Here is an 18,309-nt window from a genome sequence, read left to right as displayed (position 1 = left end):
TCAGGCCGCGAAGTCCAGCAGCACCTTGCACGACCGGCTGCGGTCCGCCGCCAGCGCGAACGCGGACTCCGCATCGGTGACCGGCACCACCGCGCTCACCAGGCCGTCGAACCGCGGATCGGTCGCGAGGAGTTGGAGCGCGTCACCGAACTCCGCGTCGAAGCGGAACGCCCCGCGCAGCTCGATCTCCCGGCTCACCACCAGGTTCCCGGCGAACGGGCTCTGCCCCGGCGGCAGCATCCCGAGCTGCACGACGACCCCGCCGCGCCGCCCGAGCCGTAGACAGGTGTCGAGACCGGCGGCCACGCCCGACGCCTCGACGGCCACGTCGACCTCCGCCGGCCACCCGGCGTCGTCCGGATCGTCGGCCCGTACGACCGTGTCGGCGCCCGCGATCCCGGCGTAACGCAGCGCCTCGGGCAGCAGATCGGTCACGGTCACCCGTGCAGCGCCCGCGGCCTTCGCCGCCGCCACGAGCAGGCACCCGATCGGGCCGGCCCCGGTGACCAGGATGTGCCGTCCGGCCACGTCGCCGGCCCGCCGCACCGCGTGCAGTGCCACCGACAGGGGCTCGGCGAGCGCCGCCCGGCGCAGTTCGAGGCCTTCCGGGAGCTGCCTCAACCGGGTGGCCGGTACGACCACTTGACCCGCGAACCCGCCCTGCACATGCGGGAACCGGGCCGCGCTGCCGAGGTAGCGGGTGTCACGGCAGACGTTCGCGCGGCCGTCGGCGCACTCCGGGCACGCTCCGCACGGTGTCGCCGGGTGCACGGCGACGGCCGTACCCGCCGCGGGACCCGGGGTGTCCGGGGAGCCGTACGCGACGACCGTCCCCACCACCTCGTGCCCCAGCACCATCGGTTCCCGGAGCCGGAAGTCGCCGACGCCGCCGTGCCGCCAGTAGTGCAGATCGGACCCGCACACCCCGCCGTAGCGGACGGCGACCAGGGCCTGTCCGGGGCCGGGTTCGGGCGCTGCCAGTTCCTCGACGCGCAGGTCGCCCTGCCCGTGGATCACACAACCCAGCATTCCCGGAGCCCCTTTCACAACACGCTCGTCATGCCGCCGTCGATGTAGAGGACCTGCCCGCCCACGAAGTCGGCGGCCGGGGAGGCGAGGTAGAGCAGCCCGCCCACCAGGTCCTCGGTACGGCCCCAGCGGCCGGCCGGGGTGCGGCGGCGCACCCAGGCGCTGAACTCCTCGTCCTCGACGAGGGGTTCGGTCAGCTCGGTCTCGATGTAGCCGGGGCCGAGCCCGTTGACCTGCACGCCGTACGGGCCCCAGTCCGCGCACATGCCCTTGGTGAGCATCTTCAGCGCGCCCTTGGTCGCCGCGTACGGTGCGATCCCGGGGCGGACCACCTCGCTCTGCAGCGAGCAGATGTTGATGATCTTGCCGCGCCCGCGTTCCGTCATGCCCCGGGCGACCTCGCGGCCGACGAGGAACGCGCTCGTGAGGTTGGTGTCCAGGATCCGGTGCCAGTCCGGGTCCGTGAACTCCAGGAGCGGGGCGCGCAGTTGCATCCCCGCGTTGTTGACCAGGATGTCCAGCGGGCCCACCCGCTCCTCGACCTCGGCTGTGCCCGCGGCCACCGAGGGCCCGTCGGTCACGTCGAACGCGGCCGTGTGGACGTCGCCGGGCAGCGCCGCGGCGGCCTCCTCGAGCCGGTCGGTGTCACGTCCGTTGAGCACCACCGTGCAGCCGGCCTCCAGCAGCCCGCGGGCCAGAGCGAGCCCGATGCCGCGGCTGGAGCCGGTGACCAGGGCCCTGCGGCCGCTGATGTCGAAGAGGGGGTGAGCCGTCATCGCCGTACCGTTCCTAGACCACGAGGGACAACAGGAGGACCAGAGCGCCCGCGACCACGGAGATGATGGTCTCCATGATCGACCAGGTCTTGAGCGTCTGCCCGACGCTCAGCCCGAAGTACTCCTTCACCAGCCAGAAGCCCGCGTCGTTGACATGGCTGAAGAAGAGCGAGCCGGCGCCGATGGCCAGGACCAGCAGGGCCGCGTGGGTCGTCGACATGTCGGCGGCCAGCGGGGCCACGAGACCGGCGGCGGAGACGGTCGCCACCGTCGCGGAACCGGTCGCGAGCCGGATCGCCACGGCGATCAGCCAGGCCAGCAACAGAGCCGGGATCGACCAGTCCTTGGAGACGTCCAGGATCATCTGGCCGACGCCGGAGTCGATCAGCGTCTGCTTGAAGCCGCCGCCCGCGCCGACGATCAGCAGGATGCCCGCGATGGGCATGAGACCCTTCTCGACCGTCTGCGAGAGCCGCGCCCTGCTGAACCCGGCGGGCCGGCCCAGCGTGAACATGGCGACGATCACGGCGGCGAGCAGGGCTATCAGCGGGGAACCGATCACGTCGAAGACGCGTTGGGTGGTGTCGGCCGCGTCGTCGATGATGAGGTCGACCAGCGCCTTGGACAGCATCAGCACGACGGGCAGCAGAACCGTGGCCAGGGTGGGGAAGAAGCCGGGGCGCTTCTTCAGGTCCTCGGAGGCGCGCGGCGGGAGCATCCGGTCCGGGACCGGGACGTCCGCCCAGCGGGCGGCGACCTTGGAGAAGAGCGGACCGGCGATGATCACCGTCGGGATGGCGATGAGCACGCCGAACGCCAGCGTGACACCCAGGTTGGCGCCGACCGCGTCGATCGCGACCAGCGGGCCGGGGTGCGGCGGCACGAGACCGTGCATCACGGACAGGCCCGCGAGCGCCGGGATGCCGATGCGCATCAGTGAGTAGTTGCCGCGCTTGGCGACCATCAGGACGACCGGGATCAGCAGCACGATGCCGACCTCGAAGAACAGCGGCAGACCGATCACGGAGGCGATCAGCACCATCGCCCACGGCATCGCCCGGCCACCGGCCTTGGCGAGGATCGTGTCGACGATCTGGTCCGCGCCGCCGGAGTCGGCGAGGAGCTTGCCGAGGATCGCGCCGAGCGCGATGAGCACACCGACACCGGCGACCGTGGAGCCGAGGCCGGTGGTGAAGCTGGTGATCGCCTTGTCGAGCGGTGCCCCGGCGAACGCGCCCAGGGCGAGCGAGCCGATGGTCAGGGCCAGGAAGGCGTGAAGCTTGAACTGGGTGATGAGCAGAATGATGACGGCGAAGGCCGCCAGCACGGCGATGCCCAGCTGGGCGTGGCCTGCCGAGGTGATCGGCTGGACCGCGTCCGCTGCCAGCACCTCGACGCTGAGTCTGGTCACGGAGGTTTCCTTGCAGATAAGGGGACTGGGGGGTGTTGCTGCGGTGGGGGGTGCGGTAGGGGTGGTTACCGTGCCGCGTCGGGAAGCGTGGCGAGCGCCTCGACGGCCCGCTCGGTGATCTCCTCGGGGCTGCCGGAGACGTCCACGGCGACCCCCACCTCGTCCGGCTCCAGGGGCTGGAGCGTGGCGAACTGGGAGTCCAGCAGCGAGGTCGGCATGAAGTGCCCGTGCCGGTGGGCCATGCGGTCCTCGATGAGCTTGCGGTCGCCCGTGAGGTGTACGAACACCACACCGGGCGCCTCCGCGCGCAGACGGTCCCGATACGACCGCTTCAGTGCGGAGCTGCTGACCACCCCGCCGAGCCCGGCCCGACCGTGAGCCCAGCTGCCGATGGCGTCGAGCCACGGCCACCTGTCCTCGTCGTCGAGCGGGATCCCGGCCGTCATCTTGGCGATGTTCGCCTGGGGGTGGAAGTCGTCGCCCTCGGCGTAGGGGACGCCGAGCCGGGCGGCGAGCAGGGGACCGATGGTGGTCTTGCCCGTGCCGGCGACGCCCATGACCACGACGACGTGGGGGGTGCTCATTGCTGCCTCGCTGTCTTCTTCGACGCTGGACGTCTGGCTGCTGACGTCGCGTAGATGAAACCCATTAGGTACTACGAATTCAAGACTCTGTGACAAATAAGTCTGACTTTTTGTTCCTGTGATCCGCCCCGTACTCTGTGTGCATGAGCACACCGGGCCGAGGGCTGCACGGCCATGTACTGGGCACCCTTGGTCCCGCGATCACGGCGGGTGAGTACCCGGCGGGCAGCGTCCTTCGGACGGACGAACTGGCCCAGCACTTCGAGGTGTCCCGGTCCGTGATGCGCGAGGCGGTGCGCGTCCTGGAGTCCATGCACCTCGTCGAATCGCGCCGCAGGGTGGGCGTGACGGTGCTGCCCAAGTGCGAGTGGAACGTCTACGACCCGCAGGTCATCCGCTGGCGCCTCGCGGGCGCCGACCGCCCGCATCAGCTGCGCTCACTCACCGTGCTGCGCTCGGCGATCGAACCGGTCGCGGCGGGCCTGACCGCGGCGAACGCCACGGCGGAGCAGTGCGCCGAGCTCACCGAGTGCGCGCTCGGCATGGTCGCCAACTCCCGCGGCCACAAGCTGGAGGCGTACCTGATCCATGACATCGCCTTCCACCGAGTGATCCTCACGGCGTCCGGCAACGAGATGTTCGCGCGCCTCGGTGACGTCGTCGCCGAGGTCCTGGCCGGCCGCACCCACCACGAGGTCATGTTCGAGGACCCCGACCCGGCCGCCGTCACCCTGCACGTCCAGGTCGCGGAGGCGGTGCGCGAGGGCGACGCGACCCGCGCGGAACAACTCACCCGGGAGATCACGGTAGGAGCGCTTCAGGAACTGGACATCCTGGTCCCGAAGTCCTAGCCGGGTGAGGAGAGTTCTCGCCGCCTAGTCCTCGAGGAAGTCCCCGTCGACGTACACCCAGGCCCCGCCGACCCGCTCGAACCGACTCCGCTCGTGCAGCGAGCCACCCCGGTAGGACGCCCGAAAGGTCACGGTCCCGGTGGAGTGGAAGGCCGACCCGTCCCGAGCGTCCAGCACCTCGAGCCCCGTCCACCGCATCCCGGCATCCAACTCCAGCCGCGCGGGCCGCGTCCGCGGATGCCAGGTCCGCAACAGATACCCCGCGTCCCCCACGACGAACGCACAGTACCGCGACCGCATGAGCGCCTCGGCGGTCGGAGCTGCGGCGGCACCGATGGGGGTCTCCCCGGTCGAGCGTGTTCGAGACTGGGGGAGATATCGCCCACAACACTTCGCGTAGGACTCGGGCAGGCCGCAGGGACAGGAACGTGTGGTCATGACCGCCATTGTCCTAGACGGCCGTACGTGTGCCCGGCAAGGGCAGCGGTGGCAACGGCCCCCCGTACACCCACGCCTCGAACAGGGCGTCCGCCGGCTCGTCCGCGAAGCGGGACACGTGGGAGACGAGGGCCGGAGTGGTCACCGAGCCGCCCCGGTGCAGCCGGACCCAGCTGCGCAGCATCAGGAAGAACGCCTCGTCGCCCAGGGCGCAGCGGATCGCGTGCAGGGTCAGGCCACCGCGTTCGTAGAGGCGGTCGTCGAACATCGCCTTGCGGCCCGGGTCGGCGAGGCGCAGGTCCTGCGGCTGGTCCGACAGCAACCGATGTGCGGCGGCGGCCAGTTGGTGCGCGCTGCGGCCGCCCGAGCGCTCCGACCACAACCACTCCGCGTACTTGGCGAACCCCTCGTTCAGCCAGATGTGCCGCCAGTCGGCGATGGACACGCTGTTCCCGAACCACTGGTGCGCCAGCTCGTGCGCGACCAGCCGCTCCGAACCCCGCGCCCCGTCCACATGGTTGGCGCCGAACAGCGACAACCCCTGTGCCTCGACAGGGACATCGAGTTCCTCGTCGGTCACCACGACCGCGTACTCCTCGAACGGGTACGGCCCGAACAGCTCCTGGAACAGCTCCATCATCGCGGGCTGCCGCGCGAAGTCCCGCGAGAACTCCGGGAGCAGATGCGCCGGGATGTGCCCGTGCTGCGGCACCCCGCCCGGCCCCGGGTCGCCCAGCAGCACCGTCTGGTACTTGCCGATCGCCAGCCCGACGAGATAGCTCGACGTCGGCGCCGACTGCTCGTACACCCAGGTGGTCGTCGAGGCCTTCGCCGTCCGCGTCAGCAGCCGCCCGCCCGCCACCACCGAGTACGCCGACGGAGTCGTCACCGAGATCAGATACGACGCCTTGTCGGCCGGCCGGTCGTTGCACGGGTACCAGGACGGCGCCCCGACCGGCTGGCTCGCCACCAGCGCCCCGTCCGTCAGCTCCTCCCAGCCGAGCCCGCCCCACGGGCTGGCCACCGGCTTGGGGTTGCCCGACCAGTGCACCTCGACGGTGAACGCGGCCCCGGCCCGCACCGGCTTCGCGGGCCGCACCCGCAGCCTGCCGCCACGGTGCGTGTAGTGCGTCTGGCGCTCGTCCACCCGCACCCGGCCGATCTTGAAGTCGGCCAGGTTCAGCTGGAACTCGGTCAGCGGGGCCCGGCCGGCGATGGCGTTGATCCGGGCCGTGCCCGCCAGGCGGTTGGGGCCGGGGCGGTAGTCCAGCGTGAGCTCGTAGCGGTGCACCCGGTACCGGGGATCGCCGTTGGCCGGGAAGTACGGGTCCTGACCCACTGCCTGCTGAACTGCCACTGCCGCGTCTGCTCCCTGCGCTGTGCTCGACCTCCGGTCCGGCGCCGCACCACCCACCGGATCGAGCCGTCCCGCGTTCAGGAGCGCCATGCCTCGATCGGGTTGCCCAGCCAGCGGGTGTCGTCCGGGACGGACTCCGCGGCCATGACGAGCGACGCGGGACCCAGCGTCGTACGGGCCCCGACCGTGCTGCCGGGCAGCACGATCCCGCCAGGACCCAGCGTGGCGCCCTCACGGAGAACCACAGTATCCGTCCTCAAGATCCGGTCGTGGAAGAGGTGCGTCTGCAGGACACAGCCACGGTTGACGGTCGCCGCGTCCTCCAGGGTCACCAGATCCGTCTCGGGCAGCCAGTAGCTCTCCACCCACACACCCCGACCGATCCGCGCCCCCAGCCCGCGCAGCCACGCCGTCAGCACCGGCGTCCCCGGCACCGAACCGGCCAGCCACGGCACCGCGAGCACCTCGACGAACGTGTCCGCCAGCTCATTGCGCCACACGAACCCGCTCCACAGCGGATGTTCCGCGCCCCGGTGCCGGCCCACGAGCACCCACTTCGCGACGATCGAGACGAGCGCCGCCAGGACACCCGCCGCGAGCAGCACCAGCCCCGACAGCACGGGCGCCCACACACCCAGCACGCACAGCGCCGCCACCGTCAGCACGGCCAGCGCCGCCGAGCAGAACACCGGCACGATCCGGCACGCCTCGACCAGCCCGCGCGCCCACAACAGCCGCGCCGGCGGATCGTACGTCCGGCTCTGGTCGCCGTCGCTCGCGCTGCGCGGCAGCTTCACCGGCGGCAGCCCCAGATACGAGGTGCCTTTCTTCGCCTTCTTCGGAGTCGCCGACAGCACACCGACGAGCCCGCCGTCCGGCACGCTCCGCCCCGGCGCGGTCATCCCCGAGTTCCCGAGGAACGCCCGCCGTCCGATCTCCGCACGCCCGATCCGCACCCAGCCGCCGCCCAGCTCGTACGGCGCGGTCAGCGTGTCGTCGGCCAGGAACGCCCCGTCACCGACCGTCGTCAGGCTGGGCAGGGCCAGCACCGTGGACACCTCGGCACCCCGCCCGATCCGCATGCCGAGCAGCCGCAGCCACACCGGCGTGACGAGCCCTGCGTACAGCGGGAACAGTGTCTCCCGGGAGCGGTCCATCAGCTGCGTGACCGTCCAGGCCTGCCAGCCGACCCGGCTGTGCGTCGGATACGTTCCCGCGCGCAGCCCCAGGCTCAGCAGCCGTACGGCGACGAGGATCATCAGCGCGTATGCCAGCCCGAACGCCAGCGTCGCCGGCACCAGGGCGTACACGGCGCCGCGAAGCGCCTCGCCGAGCCCGTCGCCGGGCCGTACGAAACGCGCGCCCACCAGCAGCGCGGCCACTCCCGCGACGACCGGCAGCGCACTGAGCGCGAGGCCCGTCAGGCCGTACATCACCCGCCAGTACGTGCCCCGCTGTGGCCGCTCCTTGGGCCAGTTCCGCTTGGCCTTGCCCAGCTTGACGGCGGGCGCGCCCGCCCAGCGCTGCCCGGTCGGCACCTGCCGGGTGACCGCCGAGCCCGGCGCCACCTCGGCCCGCTTGCCCACCCGGGCGCCGGGGAACAACATGCTGCGCGTCCCGACGACGGCATGCGCGCCGACCTTGACCTGGCCGACCTCGAGCCGGTCCCCGTCCAGCCAGTACCCGCTGAGGTCCACCTCGGACTCCACGGCGGCGCCGCGACCCAGCTTCAGCATCCCGGTGACCGGCGGCAGAGAGTGCAGATCCACCTCGGTGCCGACCTTGGCGCCCAGCGCCCGCGCGTACCGCTCCAGCCAGGACCCGGTCAGGGAGGTCGCCCCGGTGAACTCGGCCAGCCGCTCAGCGGTCCACAGCCGCAGATGGACGCTTCCGCCGCGCGGATACCGCCCCGGCTTCAGACCGCGCAGCAGCAGCCGCGCGCCGCCCGCCGCGAGCGCGATCCGCCCCGGCGGACTGAAGAACAGCAGCGCTCCGACGGCGAGCAGCCACCAGGGCGCGGTCGGCAGCCAGGTATGACCGGGCAGCAGATTGCCCGCCGCGGCCAGCACCACCGTCCAGCGCAGCCCGAGCAGCGTGAACAGGGGCACGAGCAGCAGCGACTGCACCACCTGGGCACGGACTGGAACCGGCGCCACCGTGCGCCGCGCCCCGTCGTCCTGCGCCGAGGCCTCCAGCCGCCGGGCCAGCTTGCGCAGCACGGGCTGCTGGTAGATGTCGAGGACGGCCGCGCTCGGATAACGGGTCCGCAGCCGGGTGGTGAGCTGGGCGGCGGCCAGGCTGCCGCCACCGATCGCGAAGAAGTCGTCACTCGCGCTGGTCACCGGGATGCCGAGGACGTCCGCCCACTGCTCGGCGAGCCACGCCTCGGTGCCGTACAGCTCGGCGGCGGGCTGCTCCAGCCCCTCCAGCGGCCACGGCAGCGCATTGCGGTCGACCTTGCCGGACGTACGCGTCGGCAGCTCGCCGACCGGCGCGAGCAGCGGAACCAGGGCGGCGGGCAGGGCGGCGCGCAGCTTCTCGACCGCGGCCTTGTGGTCCCAGCCGTCCTGCGTGACGACGTACCCGACGAGCAACTGGTTGCCGCTGCGCGCGGTACGCACCGCCGCGGCGGCGCCCGCGACCCCGGGCAGCGCCTGCAGCGCGGCGTCCACCTCGCCCAGCTCGATGCGCCGCCCGCCGAGCTTGATCTGCTCGTCCGCCCGCCCCAGGAACACCAGCCCCTCGGGGTCGGCCCGCACCAGGTCACCGCTCCGATACGCCCGTTCCCAGCCCAACGACTCGAGAGGCGCGTACTTCTCCGCGTCCTTCTTTGCGTCGAGGTACCGCGCGAGCCCGACCCCGCCGATCACCAGCTGCCCGCTGCCGCCCATCGGCACGGGCTCCCCGCCTTCGTCGACGACGGCGAGCTCCCAGCCGCCGAGCGGCAGCCCGATCCGCACGGGCTCCTCGCCGGTCATCAGCGCCGCACAGGCCACGACGGTCGCCTCGGTGGGCCCGTAGGTGTTCCACACCTCGCGCCCCTCCGTCACCAGCCGCTGCGCCAGCTCGGGCGGACAGGCCTCGCCACCGAAGATCAGCAGCCGTACGTCGTTCAGGGTCTCCGGCTCCCACAGCGCGGCCAGCGTCGGCACGGTCGAGACGACCGTGATCTCCTGCTCGACCAGCCAGGGCCCGAGATCGGCACCGCTGCGGACCTGCGACCGGGGTACCGGCACCAGACAGGCCCCGTACCGCCAGGCCAGCCACATCTCCTCGCACGACGCGTCGAACGCGACGGACAGCCCCGCCATGACCCGGTCCCCGGGCGCGATCGGCTCCTCGGTCAGGAAGAGAGCGGCCTCGGCGTCCACGAAGGCGGCGGCACTGCGATGCGTGACAGCGACACCCTTGGGCTTCCCGGTGGACCCGGAGGTGAAGATGATCCAGGCGTCGTGCTCGGGACCGGGACGGGTGGCGGGGGCGCCCGAGGCGAGGTGGCGTTGGGCGTCACCGACGGTGAGCCGGTGCCCGCCGGCGCCGGCGGAAGGCCGCTGCTCGTCCCCGCCGGCGGAAGGCGGCTGCTCGCCCGGGACGACGGTCAGCTGATGCCCGGCACCGACGACGGCCCGCACCTCCGCCTCGCCGAACACCAGCTCGGCCCGCTCGTCGGGGTCCTCGGCGTCGACCGGGACATAGGCGGCACCGGCGGCCAGCACGGCGAGGATCGCGACGTACAGCTCATTGGCCCCGGACGGAACCCGCACACCCACCCGGTCGCCGAGGGCGACCCCGGCCCCGGCCAGCCGCCGCCGCAGCCGCTCGACCTCGACGGCCAGCGCGCGGTAGGTGAGCCGGGTCGTGCCGTCGTCCAGCGCGAGTTCGTCCGGATGCGACCGCACGGACGCCTCGAACACATCGACCAAGGTGCGTGGCGAGGCGGCGGGCCCCGCGGAGAAACGTGCCGTGTCGCCGAGCTGCTCGCGGATCTCCTCGTCGAGCAGGCCGAGAGCACTGCCCTCGTGTATGGCTGCCATCCGGTCCTCGCGTCTCGATCCCGGAAGCCTCCGGGGCGCCGGCGGGCCCGCAGGTCTGCCTGGGGTTGTCCGCTCCGGCTCCGTAACAAGCCCGAAATTTTAGTACGACGCTAGGTCCCGCCCGTTCTGTCAGCCAATCGGCAAGGCCGTTCGGGGGCCCCGGCGGGCCGGCCGCACGTCCGTGACCTGGTGATCTTCACACCGGAGGAGAGATGGCCCACAACAACGGGCGAGGGCCGCGACCTTCCGGTCACGGCCCTCGCCGACTCAAGTGTCCGAGGGGGGACTTGAACCCCCACGCCCGATAAAGGGCACTAGCACCTCAAGCTAGCGCGTCTGCCATTCCGCCACCCGGACAAGGTGTCTGTCGTGCGGGGTTTCCCCCGCGGCGACGAAGGAAACATTACCAGGCTTTCGGGGGTGGCCGATCACACCCCGTCCCCGGCTGCGCCCGCGCGTGAACGGCGTGTGACGGGCCGGGTCCGGTCTTGGGGACGGAGCGGGGGGAGGGGGAGGATGAGGAAGGACCACCAGCAGTGACAGTGGGAGGAAGCAGCGTGAGCGGGACGGACACGACTAGGAACGTCACCGGCGAGGACGAGGTCGTGGACCTCTGCCGCGAGCTGATCCGGATCGACACCAGCAACTACGGCGACCACTCGGGCCCGGGTGAGCGCGAGGCCGCCGAGTACGTCGCCGGGAAGCTCGCCGAGGTGGGGCTCGAACCGGAGATCTTCGAGTCGCACCAGGGGCGCGCCTCCACGGTGGCCCGCATCGAGGGCGAGGACCCGTCCCGGCCCGCGCTGCTGATCCACGGCCACCTCGACGTCGTACCGGCGAACGCCGGCGACTGGACCCATCACCCGTTCTCCGGCGAGGTCACGGACGGGTGCGTGTGGGGGCGCGGCGCCGTCGACATGAAGGACATGGACGCCATGACGCTGGCCGTCGTGCGCGACCGGCTGCGCAGCGGGCGGCGGCCCCCGCGCGACGTCGTGGTGGCCTTCCTCGCCGACGAGGAGGCGGGCGGCACGTTCGGCGCCCGGTATCTGGTCGACCACCACCCCGAACTGTTCGAGGGCGTCACCGAGGCCATCAGCGAAGTCGGCGGGTTCTCGTTCACCGTCAGCGAGCAGCGGCGGCTCTATCTGATCCAGACGGCCGAGAAGGGCATGCACTGGATGAAGCTGACCGTGGCCGGTACGGCCGGGCACGGCTCGATGATCCACCGGGACAACGCGATCACCGAGCTGTCGGAGGCGGTCGCGCGGGTCGGACGGCACAAGTTCCCGGTACGGGTCACCAAGACCACCCGGGCCTTCCTCGACGAGCTCGGCGACGCGCTCGGCACCGAGCTGGACCCGGAGGACATGGAATCCACGCTCGCCAGGCTCGGCGGCATCGCCAAGCTGATCGGCGCGACCCTCAGCAACACGGCCAACCCCACCCAGCTGAACGCCGGCTACAAGGTCAACGTGATCCCGGGCGAAGCCACCGCGCACATCGACGGGCGGTTCCTGCCCGGCTTCGAGGAGGAGTTCCTCACCGACCTCGACAAGCTCCTCGGGCCGAACGTGAAGCGCGCGGACGTGCACTCCGACAAGGCCGTAGAGACCACCTTCGACGGGGCGCTCGTCGAGGCCATGCAGGCCGCGCTCGTCGCCGAGGACCCGGCCGCCAAGGCGATCCCCTACATGCTCTCCGGTGGCACGGACGCCAAGTCCTTCGACGACCTGGGGATCCGGGGCTTCGGCTTCGCGCCGCTCAAGCTTCCGCCCGAGCTGGACTTCGCCGGCATGTTCCACGGCGTCGACGAGCGGGTGCCGGTGGACGGGCTCAAGTTCGGCGTGCGTGTGCTCGACCGGTTCATCGACGCGTCCTGAATTCGCCCGCAGAAACGACACACCACTAATCGGCCGCCTGTGCGGACCTTACCGATAAGGGTGAATGCGACGATAAGCTCGTAGCTCCATTACTCCCTCCTCGTTACTCGTGATGCGATCCGCTACTTGGGGTCGCATTGCCAACAAGGAGGAATAATGATCAAGAAGGTCGTCGCCGCCGCGGCTGCCACTGGTGGTCTGGTTCTCGCGGGCGCGGGCCTCGCCGTCGCCGACTCCGGTGCTCAGGGTGCCGCCGTGCACTCCCCGGGCGTCGCTTCCGGCAACGTCATCCAGGTTCCCGTGCACGTCCCGGTGAACGTCTGCGGCAACACGATCTCGGTGATCGGGCTGCTGAACCCCGCCTTCGGCAACTCCTGCGTGAACAAGTGACGTCGGCTCCCTGAGGAGCGACTTCCCGTCGGCTCCGGAGTGCGCGCCATGCGCTCCGGAGCCGACCGGCTTTTGTCCCGACCGGGTTTGTGCCGGCCGGACTTGTCGCGCCCACGGCGCGTATTGCGTGCACAGCGCGTACCGCGCCCATGGCGCGAGAAATTCGCAGAGCAGGATCTGCAGGATCCAGAGGCAGGGGGGATTTCAGTGATGCGACAGGGCGCCCGCAAGGGCCTCATGACCATGGCCGCGGCGACCGGCGTGCTCGCCGCCGCAAGCGGCTACGCGCACGCCGACTCGGGCGCGAACGGCACCGCCGCCGACTCGCCCGGCGTGCTGTCCGGCAACACGGTGCAGGTGCCGGTGCATGTTCCGGTGAACGTGTGCGGCAACACCGTGAACGTCGTCGGGCTGCTCAACCCGGCGGTGGGCAACGCGTGCGGCAATCGCGGTGGCTCTTCTTCCGGGGGGCAGGGCGGCCACGGTGGCTCGCACGCCGTCGGGCACTCGGGTGGTTCGCCGGGCGTCGGTTCCGGCAACAGCGTCCAGGTGCCGGTGCATGTTCCGGTGAACGTGTGCGGCAACACCGTGAACGTCGTCGGGCTGCTCAACCCGGCGGTGGGCAACGCGTGCGGCAATCGCGGTGGCTCTTCTTCCGGGGGGCAGGGCGGCCACGGTGGCTCGCACGCCGTCGGGCACTCGGGTGGTTCGCCGGGCGTCGGTTCCGGCAACAGCGTCCAGGTGCCGGTCGACGTTCCGGTGAACGTGTGCGGCAACAGCGTCGACCTCATCGGGATCGGCAACGCCGCGGTGGGCGGCGGATGCGCCAACGGCGGTGGCCATGGGGGCGGAGGGCACGGGTGCGGTTGCCACCATCCGACTCAGCCGCCCGGCGGTGGGCACGGTACGACGCCGCCCGGGACGCCGGAACAGCCGGGCAACCCCGGACATCCGGGGACGCCCGCCCACCCCGGTACGCCGGACACTCCGCCCGGCCCGAGCGGACACAGTGGCGGCACTCCGGGCACGGGCGCGCAGAGCAGCAGCTACGTCACTCAGTCCCAGCCGAACGCGCAGCTCGCCCACACCGGCGGTGACCTGCCGCTCGGCCTCGTGCTCCCGGTGGGCGCAGGGACACTGCTCGCGGGCACGCTGCTCTACCGCAAGGCGCGCGCCTCGGCGTAGCACCCGCGTGTGACCGAGACGGAGCGGGCCCCGCGAGTGCGGGGCCCCTTCCGCTCAGACGGCCTGTCTCACCACGTGGCACGCACCTGGCGGATGATTCGCCGGCGCAACCGCACCCTGCGGCTGCCGTCGTGCAGCAGGCTCAGTCGGTCCAACTCCCAGTGTCCGTACTCGGCATGGTCCGTCAGCAGACGCGTGGCGTCCTTGCGGGAGACCCCGCGAGGCACATACACGTCGACAAATTCGTATTCCGGCATCGCATCTATTGTGCGGGCTGGTGCCCGGTACGGATAGCGTCTGCACTATGTCTGATGCTGCGCAGCCCACCGCTGCCGAGGTACGCGCCGCCGCCGAGGCGGTCAAGACCGCGCTCGACCGCCATCTCGCGGCGGTCGAACGCAGGTCGGGGGAGGACGACCCGGCCGTCTACGAGGCGTTCAACCAGCTCGCCGCGGCCGCCGAGGTGTACGACGAGCTGCTCTACGACCGCTACGACGAGGTCACGCCGTTCGAGATCCCCGGCACGGAGGACTCGTTGCCGCCGTACGCGGGTCCCGAGGAGCCGAACGCCCTCAGCGTGCTGATCCGCCGCGACTACGCCGTCGCGGAACCCCAGCGGCTGCTGGCGCAGGCCCAGCGGGTCGAGGCGGCGGACTACGACAGCGGCGGCGGCACGGAAGCCTCCGGCACCGTGCACGGGGCGCTCGGGATCCTCTTCGGCGAGTTCGAACCGGACGAGATCGCCTCCCGGCACAAGGAGTTCGGGCTGGAGGAGGGCGACTCCACGCTCTGGGTGACCGCCGCGGACGAACCGGCCGAACCCGGGGAGTGGCTGGAGGCGCCCTTCGAGCAGATCGATCCGCAGCGGGTGGTCTGCCGGTTCGACGTCAGCTCGGTCTTCGACGACGAGGTGGACGACGAGATCGAGGACGAGTCGGACGACGACGACCTCGAGGACGAGCTGGACCTGGACGGCGACGAGGACCTGGAGCCGCTGGACGCGGATCGCTGAGAGCGGGATGGGCGACGGTGCCGGGGGCAGGGCCGGTTCGGCACCGCCCCCCACAGCCCCAAGGGCGTGGAGGACCCCAGATCCGCCGCCACGGCTGATCGCCGGCCGGCGGAGATGAATGGCGGCTCGCCCGGTCCGCGCTGCCGGTAGAGCGCGACGACCGGGCGAGGCGGACGCGTCAGCCCGTCGGCGGGATCTGGGCTCTCAGCAGTGCCGGCAGGCGGGTCGTGCGGGGCTTGTGAGGGATCTCCGCAACCGCCTTCGGCAGGGCCTGTTCGACCCCGTGGACCACGGAGAGGTGCCGGTCGGCCCGGCTGAACGCCGTGTACACCCACGGCCGGCTGAGCGCCTGTGCCGCGTCGCCGGGCAGGACCACGACCACCGCGGGCCATCGGTCGCCCCCCGCCTGGTGCGCGGTCAGCGCCCACCCGTGCCGCACGGACTGCTCCACCCGCTCCTTCGGTACGACCACGGGCGTGCCCGAGCAGGACAGGTGCAGCCCCTCGGCGTCGGCCATGACCACCTGGCCGGGCACCGTACGGCCCGGGGCGGGGGAGTACACGATCCGGTCTCCGGCGTCGAAGCCGCCGAAGCGGCCCGGTCCCGGGTTGAGCCGCTCCTTGAGCGCGGCGTTCAGTGCGCGGGTGCCCGCCGCTCCGCCGTGGCCCGGTGTGATCACCACGGTCTGCTCGGCCGGGACGCCGATGGCCCGCGGCACGGAGTCCGCGACCAACTGCACGGTCCGGTGCACGGCCTCGCCCGCGTCCCGCACCGGCACGATCACGATCTCCTTGCCGGGCGCCTCCACTTGGGCGAGCTCCCCGATGCCGATGCCCGAGACCAGTTCGCCGAGCGGACCCGGGTCGGGGACGCGGGAGGCGATCTGCGGGCACGCGCGCGCCGCGAGCAGGTCGGCGAAGACCCGCCCCGGCCCGGTCGACCACAGCACCACCGGGTCTCCGGCGAGCACCAGCCGGGCCCCGTCGGGCAGCGACTCGACGACCATCGCCGCGTTCTCCACGTCGAGCAGTGGCGCGTCGAGGACGACCAGGAGATCGAGGTCCAGCGCGCCCTCGGCGTCCCGTCCGGGCCCCTCGGTGCCGGCGAGCAGACCCGCGACCGTGACGACGGACTCCGCACTCTCGTCCTCGTCCGCGCCGAGCAGCGCGGCGAACCGCCGCCGTCCGTCGGGGGTGTGGCAGGCGGCGAAGGCGCGCAGTCCCGCCGTACGCGCCGCCATGAGCAGGGCGGCCGGTTCGGCGCGGGCAGCCTGGCCGCCGGTGTGCAGCACGAGCCCGTGACCGGCGACCGTCCGTACCAGCTCGGCCGAGCCGCCGGACGCCGACGCGGCGGCCGACTCCCAGGGCTGAGAGCCTTCCTTCGGCAGGGAGTTGAGCAGCCGGGCCAGACCGTCGGCGAGAATCTCCTCGGCCAGGGCGTACCGCTCCAGGCCGACGAGGACGCGCACGGGACGTTCCCCGTCGCCTTCTTCGCCCTCTTCCGTGTCCTGTGCGGACTCCCGCGGCCGGGCCGGGGCGCCGGGCTCCTCCAGGGCGTCCTGGAACACCAGGGCCTCGCCCTCCGCGATCGTGCCCTGCACTGCCGCCTCGGCATCCGGCACGCCGCGCTGCGCGAGCGCCGCCTCCAGCGCGGGCATCTCCAGTGCCGTGTGCCCGGCCAGCGCCGCCTGCTCGAGCAGCCAGACGGTCGTCGCGCGGCCCCGGCGCTGGTCGTCCGGGCCGCACCCGGCGCCGAGCAGCGCCCGTGCGAATCCGTCCGCCTGCTCCGGCCGTACGCCGGTGACCCGCAGCAGCTGCCAGGGGTCCTCCCGCAGCAGGGTGTCCGCACCCTCACCGAGGACCGCGGCGACCTGGGCGGCGAAGGTGTCGGGGGCGCCGCCGTCGGCCAGCACACGCCGTACGGCGTCCACGGACTCCGTCGCCGGGGCGGTGGGCGCGGCGGCCGGGGCGGGCTGCGGTCGGCGGGTGGGTTCGGGAGCGGCCGGTCTGCGCGGGGCGGGCGCGGGCCCGGCGAAGCCGGTCGCGACAGGCTTCTCGCCGCTCTCCACCGCCCGCACGGCCGCGAGCAGGTCGGCCGCCGTGCCGCTGAGCTTGCCGCCGCTCTCGATCGGCCCGGTCTTCTCGGCCTTGCGCCGCTCGATCCGCTCCCGCTCGACGCGCTGGGCCGCGAGTTCGGCCTCCGCCTCGGACTGCTGGGCCGGGGTATCGGCGCCGGCCTCGTCTCCCGCACCGGTCTGCGTGCCGGTCTCGGACGCCGCGTCCTGCGGGCGGGCGTCCGGGGTCCCCGGCTGGGCTTCCTCCGTGGTCTCCGGGTCCGTGCTCACAGCGTGCTCCAGTCGTGATCGGGATAGCGGTGCAGGGGCGCCGACACGTCGTCGAGGGCTCTGCAGATCTCGTCAGGAAGACTAAGCGCCTCCACTGACAACGCCGCCGTGAGCTGCTGTGCGTTGCGCGCGCCGATGATCGGCGCGGCGACGCCGGGGCGGTCCCGGATCCAGGCGAGGGCGACCTGGAGCGGGGTCACCGCCAGTCCGTCCGCGGCCGTCGTCACCGCGTCCACGATGTGGCTCGCGGTGTCGTCGAGATACGGCGCGACGAACGGCGCGAGGTGTTCCGAGCCGCCCCGTGAGTCCGTGGGCGTGCCGTGGCGGTACTTGCCGGTCAGGACACCCCGGCCGAGCGGCGAGGAGGGGAGCAGGCCGACGCCCAGGTCCAGGGCGGCCGGCAGCACCTCGCGCTCGACTCCGCGCTGGAGCAGTGAGTACTCCATCTGCGTGCTGGCCAGCCGGGTGCGTGTGCCCGGGGCCGCGAGCTGCCAGGTCGCTGCCTTGGCGAGCTGCCAGCCGCAGAAATTGGAGACGCCGGCGTAGCGTGCGCGGCCGCTGGTGACGGCGAGGTCGAGGGCCTGGAGCGTCTCCTCCAGCGGGGTGTCCGGGTCGAAGGCGTGGATGTGCCAGATGTCGACGTGGTCCGTGCCGAGGCGGGCGAGGGAGGCGTCGAGGGCGGCGAGGAGATGGCCGCGCGAGCCGTTGAAGCGGCGGTCGGGGTCGGGGACGCTGCCCGCCTTCGTCGAGATGACCAGGTCCCGGCGCGGCACCAGCCCCTCTATGAGCTGTCCGAGCAGATACTCGGCCTCTCCGTCGCCGTACACGTCCGCCGTGTCGACGAGGGTCCCGCCCGCCTCCCAGAACGCCTTCAGCATGTCCGCGGCGTCGTGTTCGTCGGTGTCCCGGCCCCAGGTGAGGGTGCCGAGTCCGATCCGGGACACGCGCAGGCCGGTACGGCCGAGATGCCTCTGCTCCATGTCCGCCGAGATTACTGGCCAGAACTGGTGCCGTG

15 protein-coding genes and 1 tRNA gene are annotated in these 18,309 nt (G+C 72.1%); 5 read left to right on the top strand and 11 right to left on the bottom strand.

Features of this window, described 5'->3' with window-relative positions:
• From IEZ19_RS05235 to IEZ19_RS05220, 4 genes are all read right to left on the bottom strand, one after another.
• Positions 1 to 1,029 carry an L-idonate 5-dehydrogenase gene (locus IEZ19_RS05235; protein ID WP_189309792.1) on the bottom strand — a complete coding sequence of 343 codons (1,029 nt, stop codon included), beginning with the start codon at positions 1,027 to 1,029 and terminating at the stop codon, positions 1 to 3.
• A 14-nt stretch (positions 1,030 to 1,043) separates the two neighbouring features.
• Complete coding sequence (locus IEZ19_RS05230) at positions 1,044 to 1,805, bottom strand: SDR family oxidoreductase (protein ID WP_189309791.1); 762 nt, start codon at positions 1,803 to 1,805, stop codon at positions 1,044 to 1,046.
• Between the two features lie 13 nt (positions 1,806 to 1,818).
• Positions 1,819 to 3,216: a GntP family permease gene (locus tag IEZ19_RS05225; protein ID WP_189309790.1), complete on the bottom strand. Its 1,398-nt coding sequence runs from the start codon at positions 3,214 to 3,216 to the stop codon at positions 1,819 to 1,821.
• Between the two features lie 65 nt (positions 3,217 to 3,281).
• Entirely contained in the window at positions 3,282 to 3,800 is a 519-nt protein-coding gene (locus IEZ19_RS05220; protein ID WP_189309789.1) for a gluconokinase, read from the bottom strand.
• Positions 3,801 to 3,943: 143 nt separating this feature from the next.
• On the opposite strand from IEZ19_RS05220, the gene IEZ19_RS05215 reads away from it, so the two are divergent.
• On the top strand, positions 3,944 to 4,651 hold the full coding sequence (locus tag IEZ19_RS05215) for a FadR/GntR family transcriptional regulator (RefSeq protein WP_189309788.1): 708 nt from the start codon (positions 3,944 to 3,946) through the stop codon (positions 4,649 to 4,651).
• Between the two features lie 24 nt (positions 4,652 to 4,675).
• Here IEZ19_RS05215 and IEZ19_RS05210 read toward each other — a convergent pair whose 3' ends face one another.
• The 4 genes from IEZ19_RS05210 to IEZ19_RS05195 form a co-directional block, all read right to left on the bottom strand.
• Positions 4,676 to 5,089, bottom strand: coding sequence for a YchJ family protein (locus IEZ19_RS05210; protein WP_189309787.1), 414 nt, complete (start codon positions 5,087 to 5,089; stop codon positions 4,676 to 4,678).
• A gap of 13 nt (positions 5,090 to 5,102) precedes the next feature.
• Positions 5,103 to 6,446, bottom strand: coding sequence for a M1 family metallopeptidase (locus IEZ19_RS05205; protein WP_189309786.1), 1,344 nt, complete (start codon positions 6,444 to 6,446; stop codon positions 5,103 to 5,105).
• 77 nt (positions 6,447 to 6,523) lie between these two features.
• Positions 6,524 to 10,480, bottom strand: coding sequence for a Pls/PosA family non-ribosomal peptide synthetase (locus IEZ19_RS05200; RefSeq protein ID WP_189309785.1), 3,957 nt, complete (start codon positions 10,478 to 10,480; stop codon positions 6,524 to 6,526).
• Between the two features lie 272 nt (positions 10,481 to 10,752).
• Positions 10,753 to 10,837 (bottom strand) — tRNA-Leu (locus tag IEZ19_RS05195).
• Between the two features lie 200 nt (positions 10,838 to 11,037).
• On the opposite strand from IEZ19_RS05195, the gene IEZ19_RS05190 reads away from it, so the two are divergent.
• From IEZ19_RS05190 to IEZ19_RS52995, 3 genes are all read left to right on the top strand, one after another.
• The gene (locus IEZ19_RS05190; protein ID WP_189309784.1) at positions 11,038 to 12,363 is read left to right on the top strand and encodes a M20/M25/M40 family metallo-hydrolase; all 1,326 of its coding nucleotides are present in this window, start codon (positions 11,038 to 11,040) and stop codon (positions 12,361 to 12,363) included.
• Between the two features lie 156 nt (positions 12,364 to 12,519).
• The gene (gene chpH / locus IEZ19_RS05185) at positions 12,520 to 12,753 is read left to right on the top strand and encodes a chaplin ChpH (RefSeq protein WP_189309783.1); all 234 of its coding nucleotides are present in this window, start codon (positions 12,520 to 12,522) and stop codon (positions 12,751 to 12,753) included.
• Positions 12,754 to 12,963: 210 nt separating this feature from the next.
• Complete coding sequence (locus IEZ19_RS52995; protein ID WP_189309782.1) at positions 12,964 to 13,938, top strand: chaplin; 975 nt, start codon at positions 12,964 to 12,966, stop codon at positions 13,936 to 13,938.
• 68 nt (positions 13,939 to 14,006) lie between these two features.
• On the opposite strand, the gene IEZ19_RS05175 is transcribed toward IEZ19_RS52995, so the two are convergent.
• A complete protein-coding gene (locus IEZ19_RS05175; RefSeq protein WP_164587194.1) occupies positions 14,007 to 14,195 on the bottom strand; it encodes a DUF5703 family protein in 189 nt (62 codons plus the stop codon).
• A 47-nt stretch (positions 14,196 to 14,242) separates the two neighbouring features.
• On the opposite strand from IEZ19_RS05175, the gene IEZ19_RS05170 reads away from it, so the two are divergent.
• On the top strand, positions 14,243 to 14,950 hold the full coding sequence (locus IEZ19_RS05170) for a hypothetical protein (protein ID WP_189309781.1): 708 nt from the start codon (positions 14,243 to 14,245) through the stop codon (positions 14,948 to 14,950).
• Between the two features lie 178 nt (positions 14,951 to 15,128).
• Here the strand turns inward: IEZ19_RS05170 and IEZ19_RS05165 are convergent, their stop codons facing one another.
• Entirely contained in the window at positions 15,129 to 17,294 is a 2,166-nt protein-coding gene (locus IEZ19_RS05165; protein WP_189309780.1) for a helix-hairpin-helix domain-containing protein, read from the bottom strand.
• Positions 17,291 to 18,274: an aldo/keto reductase gene (locus tag IEZ19_RS05160; RefSeq protein WP_189309928.1), complete on the bottom strand. Its 984-nt coding sequence runs from the start codon at positions 18,272 to 18,274 to the stop codon at positions 17,291 to 17,293. Before IEZ19_RS05160 ends, IEZ19_RS05165 begins: the two co-directional genes overlap by 4 nt.
• Positions 18,275 to 18,309: the final 35 nt, after the last annotated feature.

It is taken from the genome of Streptomyces brasiliensis (assembly GCF_014647875.1).
GTDB lineage: Bacteria > Actinomycetota > Actinomycetes > Streptomycetales > Streptomycetaceae > Streptomyces > Streptomyces brasiliensis.
Note: the sequence above shows the minus strand (reverse complement) of the source record. Positions and strands in the feature narration are given on the sequence as shown.

Coding starts and splice junctions, on each gene's coding strand:
- IEZ19_RS05210 (WP_189309787.1), bottom strand. CDS start 5,089: ATGACCACACGTTCCTGTCCCTGCGGCCTGCCCGAGTCCTACGCGAAG.
- IEZ19_RS05170 (WP_189309781.1), top strand. CDS start 14,243: ATGTCTGATGCTGCGCAGCCCACCGCTGCCGAGGTACGCGCCGCCGCC.
- IEZ19_RS05200 (WP_189309785.1), bottom strand. CDS start 10,480: ATGGCAGCCATACACGAGGGCAGTGCTCTCGGCCTGCTCGACGAGGAG.
- IEZ19_RS05235 (WP_189309792.1), bottom strand. CDS start 1,029: ATGCTGGGTTGTGTGATCCACGGGCAGGGCGACCTGCGCGTCGAGGAA.
- IEZ19_RS05160 (WP_189309928.1), bottom strand. CDS start 18,274: ATGGAGCAGAGGCATCTCGGCCGTACCGGCCTGCGCGTGTCCCGGATC.
- chpH (WP_189309783.1), top strand. CDS start 12,520: ATGATCAAGAAGGTCGTCGCCGCCGCGGCTGCCACTGGTGGTCTGGTT.
- IEZ19_RS05220 (WP_189309789.1), bottom strand. CDS start 3,800: ATGAGCACCCCCCACGTCGTCGTGGTCATGGGCGTCGCCGGCACGGGC.
- IEZ19_RS05175 (WP_164587194.1), bottom strand. CDS start 14,195: ATGCCGGAATACGAATTTGTCGACGTGTATGTGCCTCGCGGGGTCTCC.
- IEZ19_RS05215 (WP_189309788.1), top strand. CDS start 3,944: ATGAGCACACCGGGCCGAGGGCTGCACGGCCATGTACTGGGCACCCTT.
- IEZ19_RS52995 (WP_189309782.1), top strand. CDS start 12,964: ATGCGACAGGGCGCCCGCAAGGGCCTCATGACCATGGCCGCGGCGACC.
- IEZ19_RS05230 (WP_189309791.1), bottom strand. CDS start 1,805: ATGACGGCTCACCCCCTCTTCGACATCAGCGGCCGCAGGGCCCTGGTC.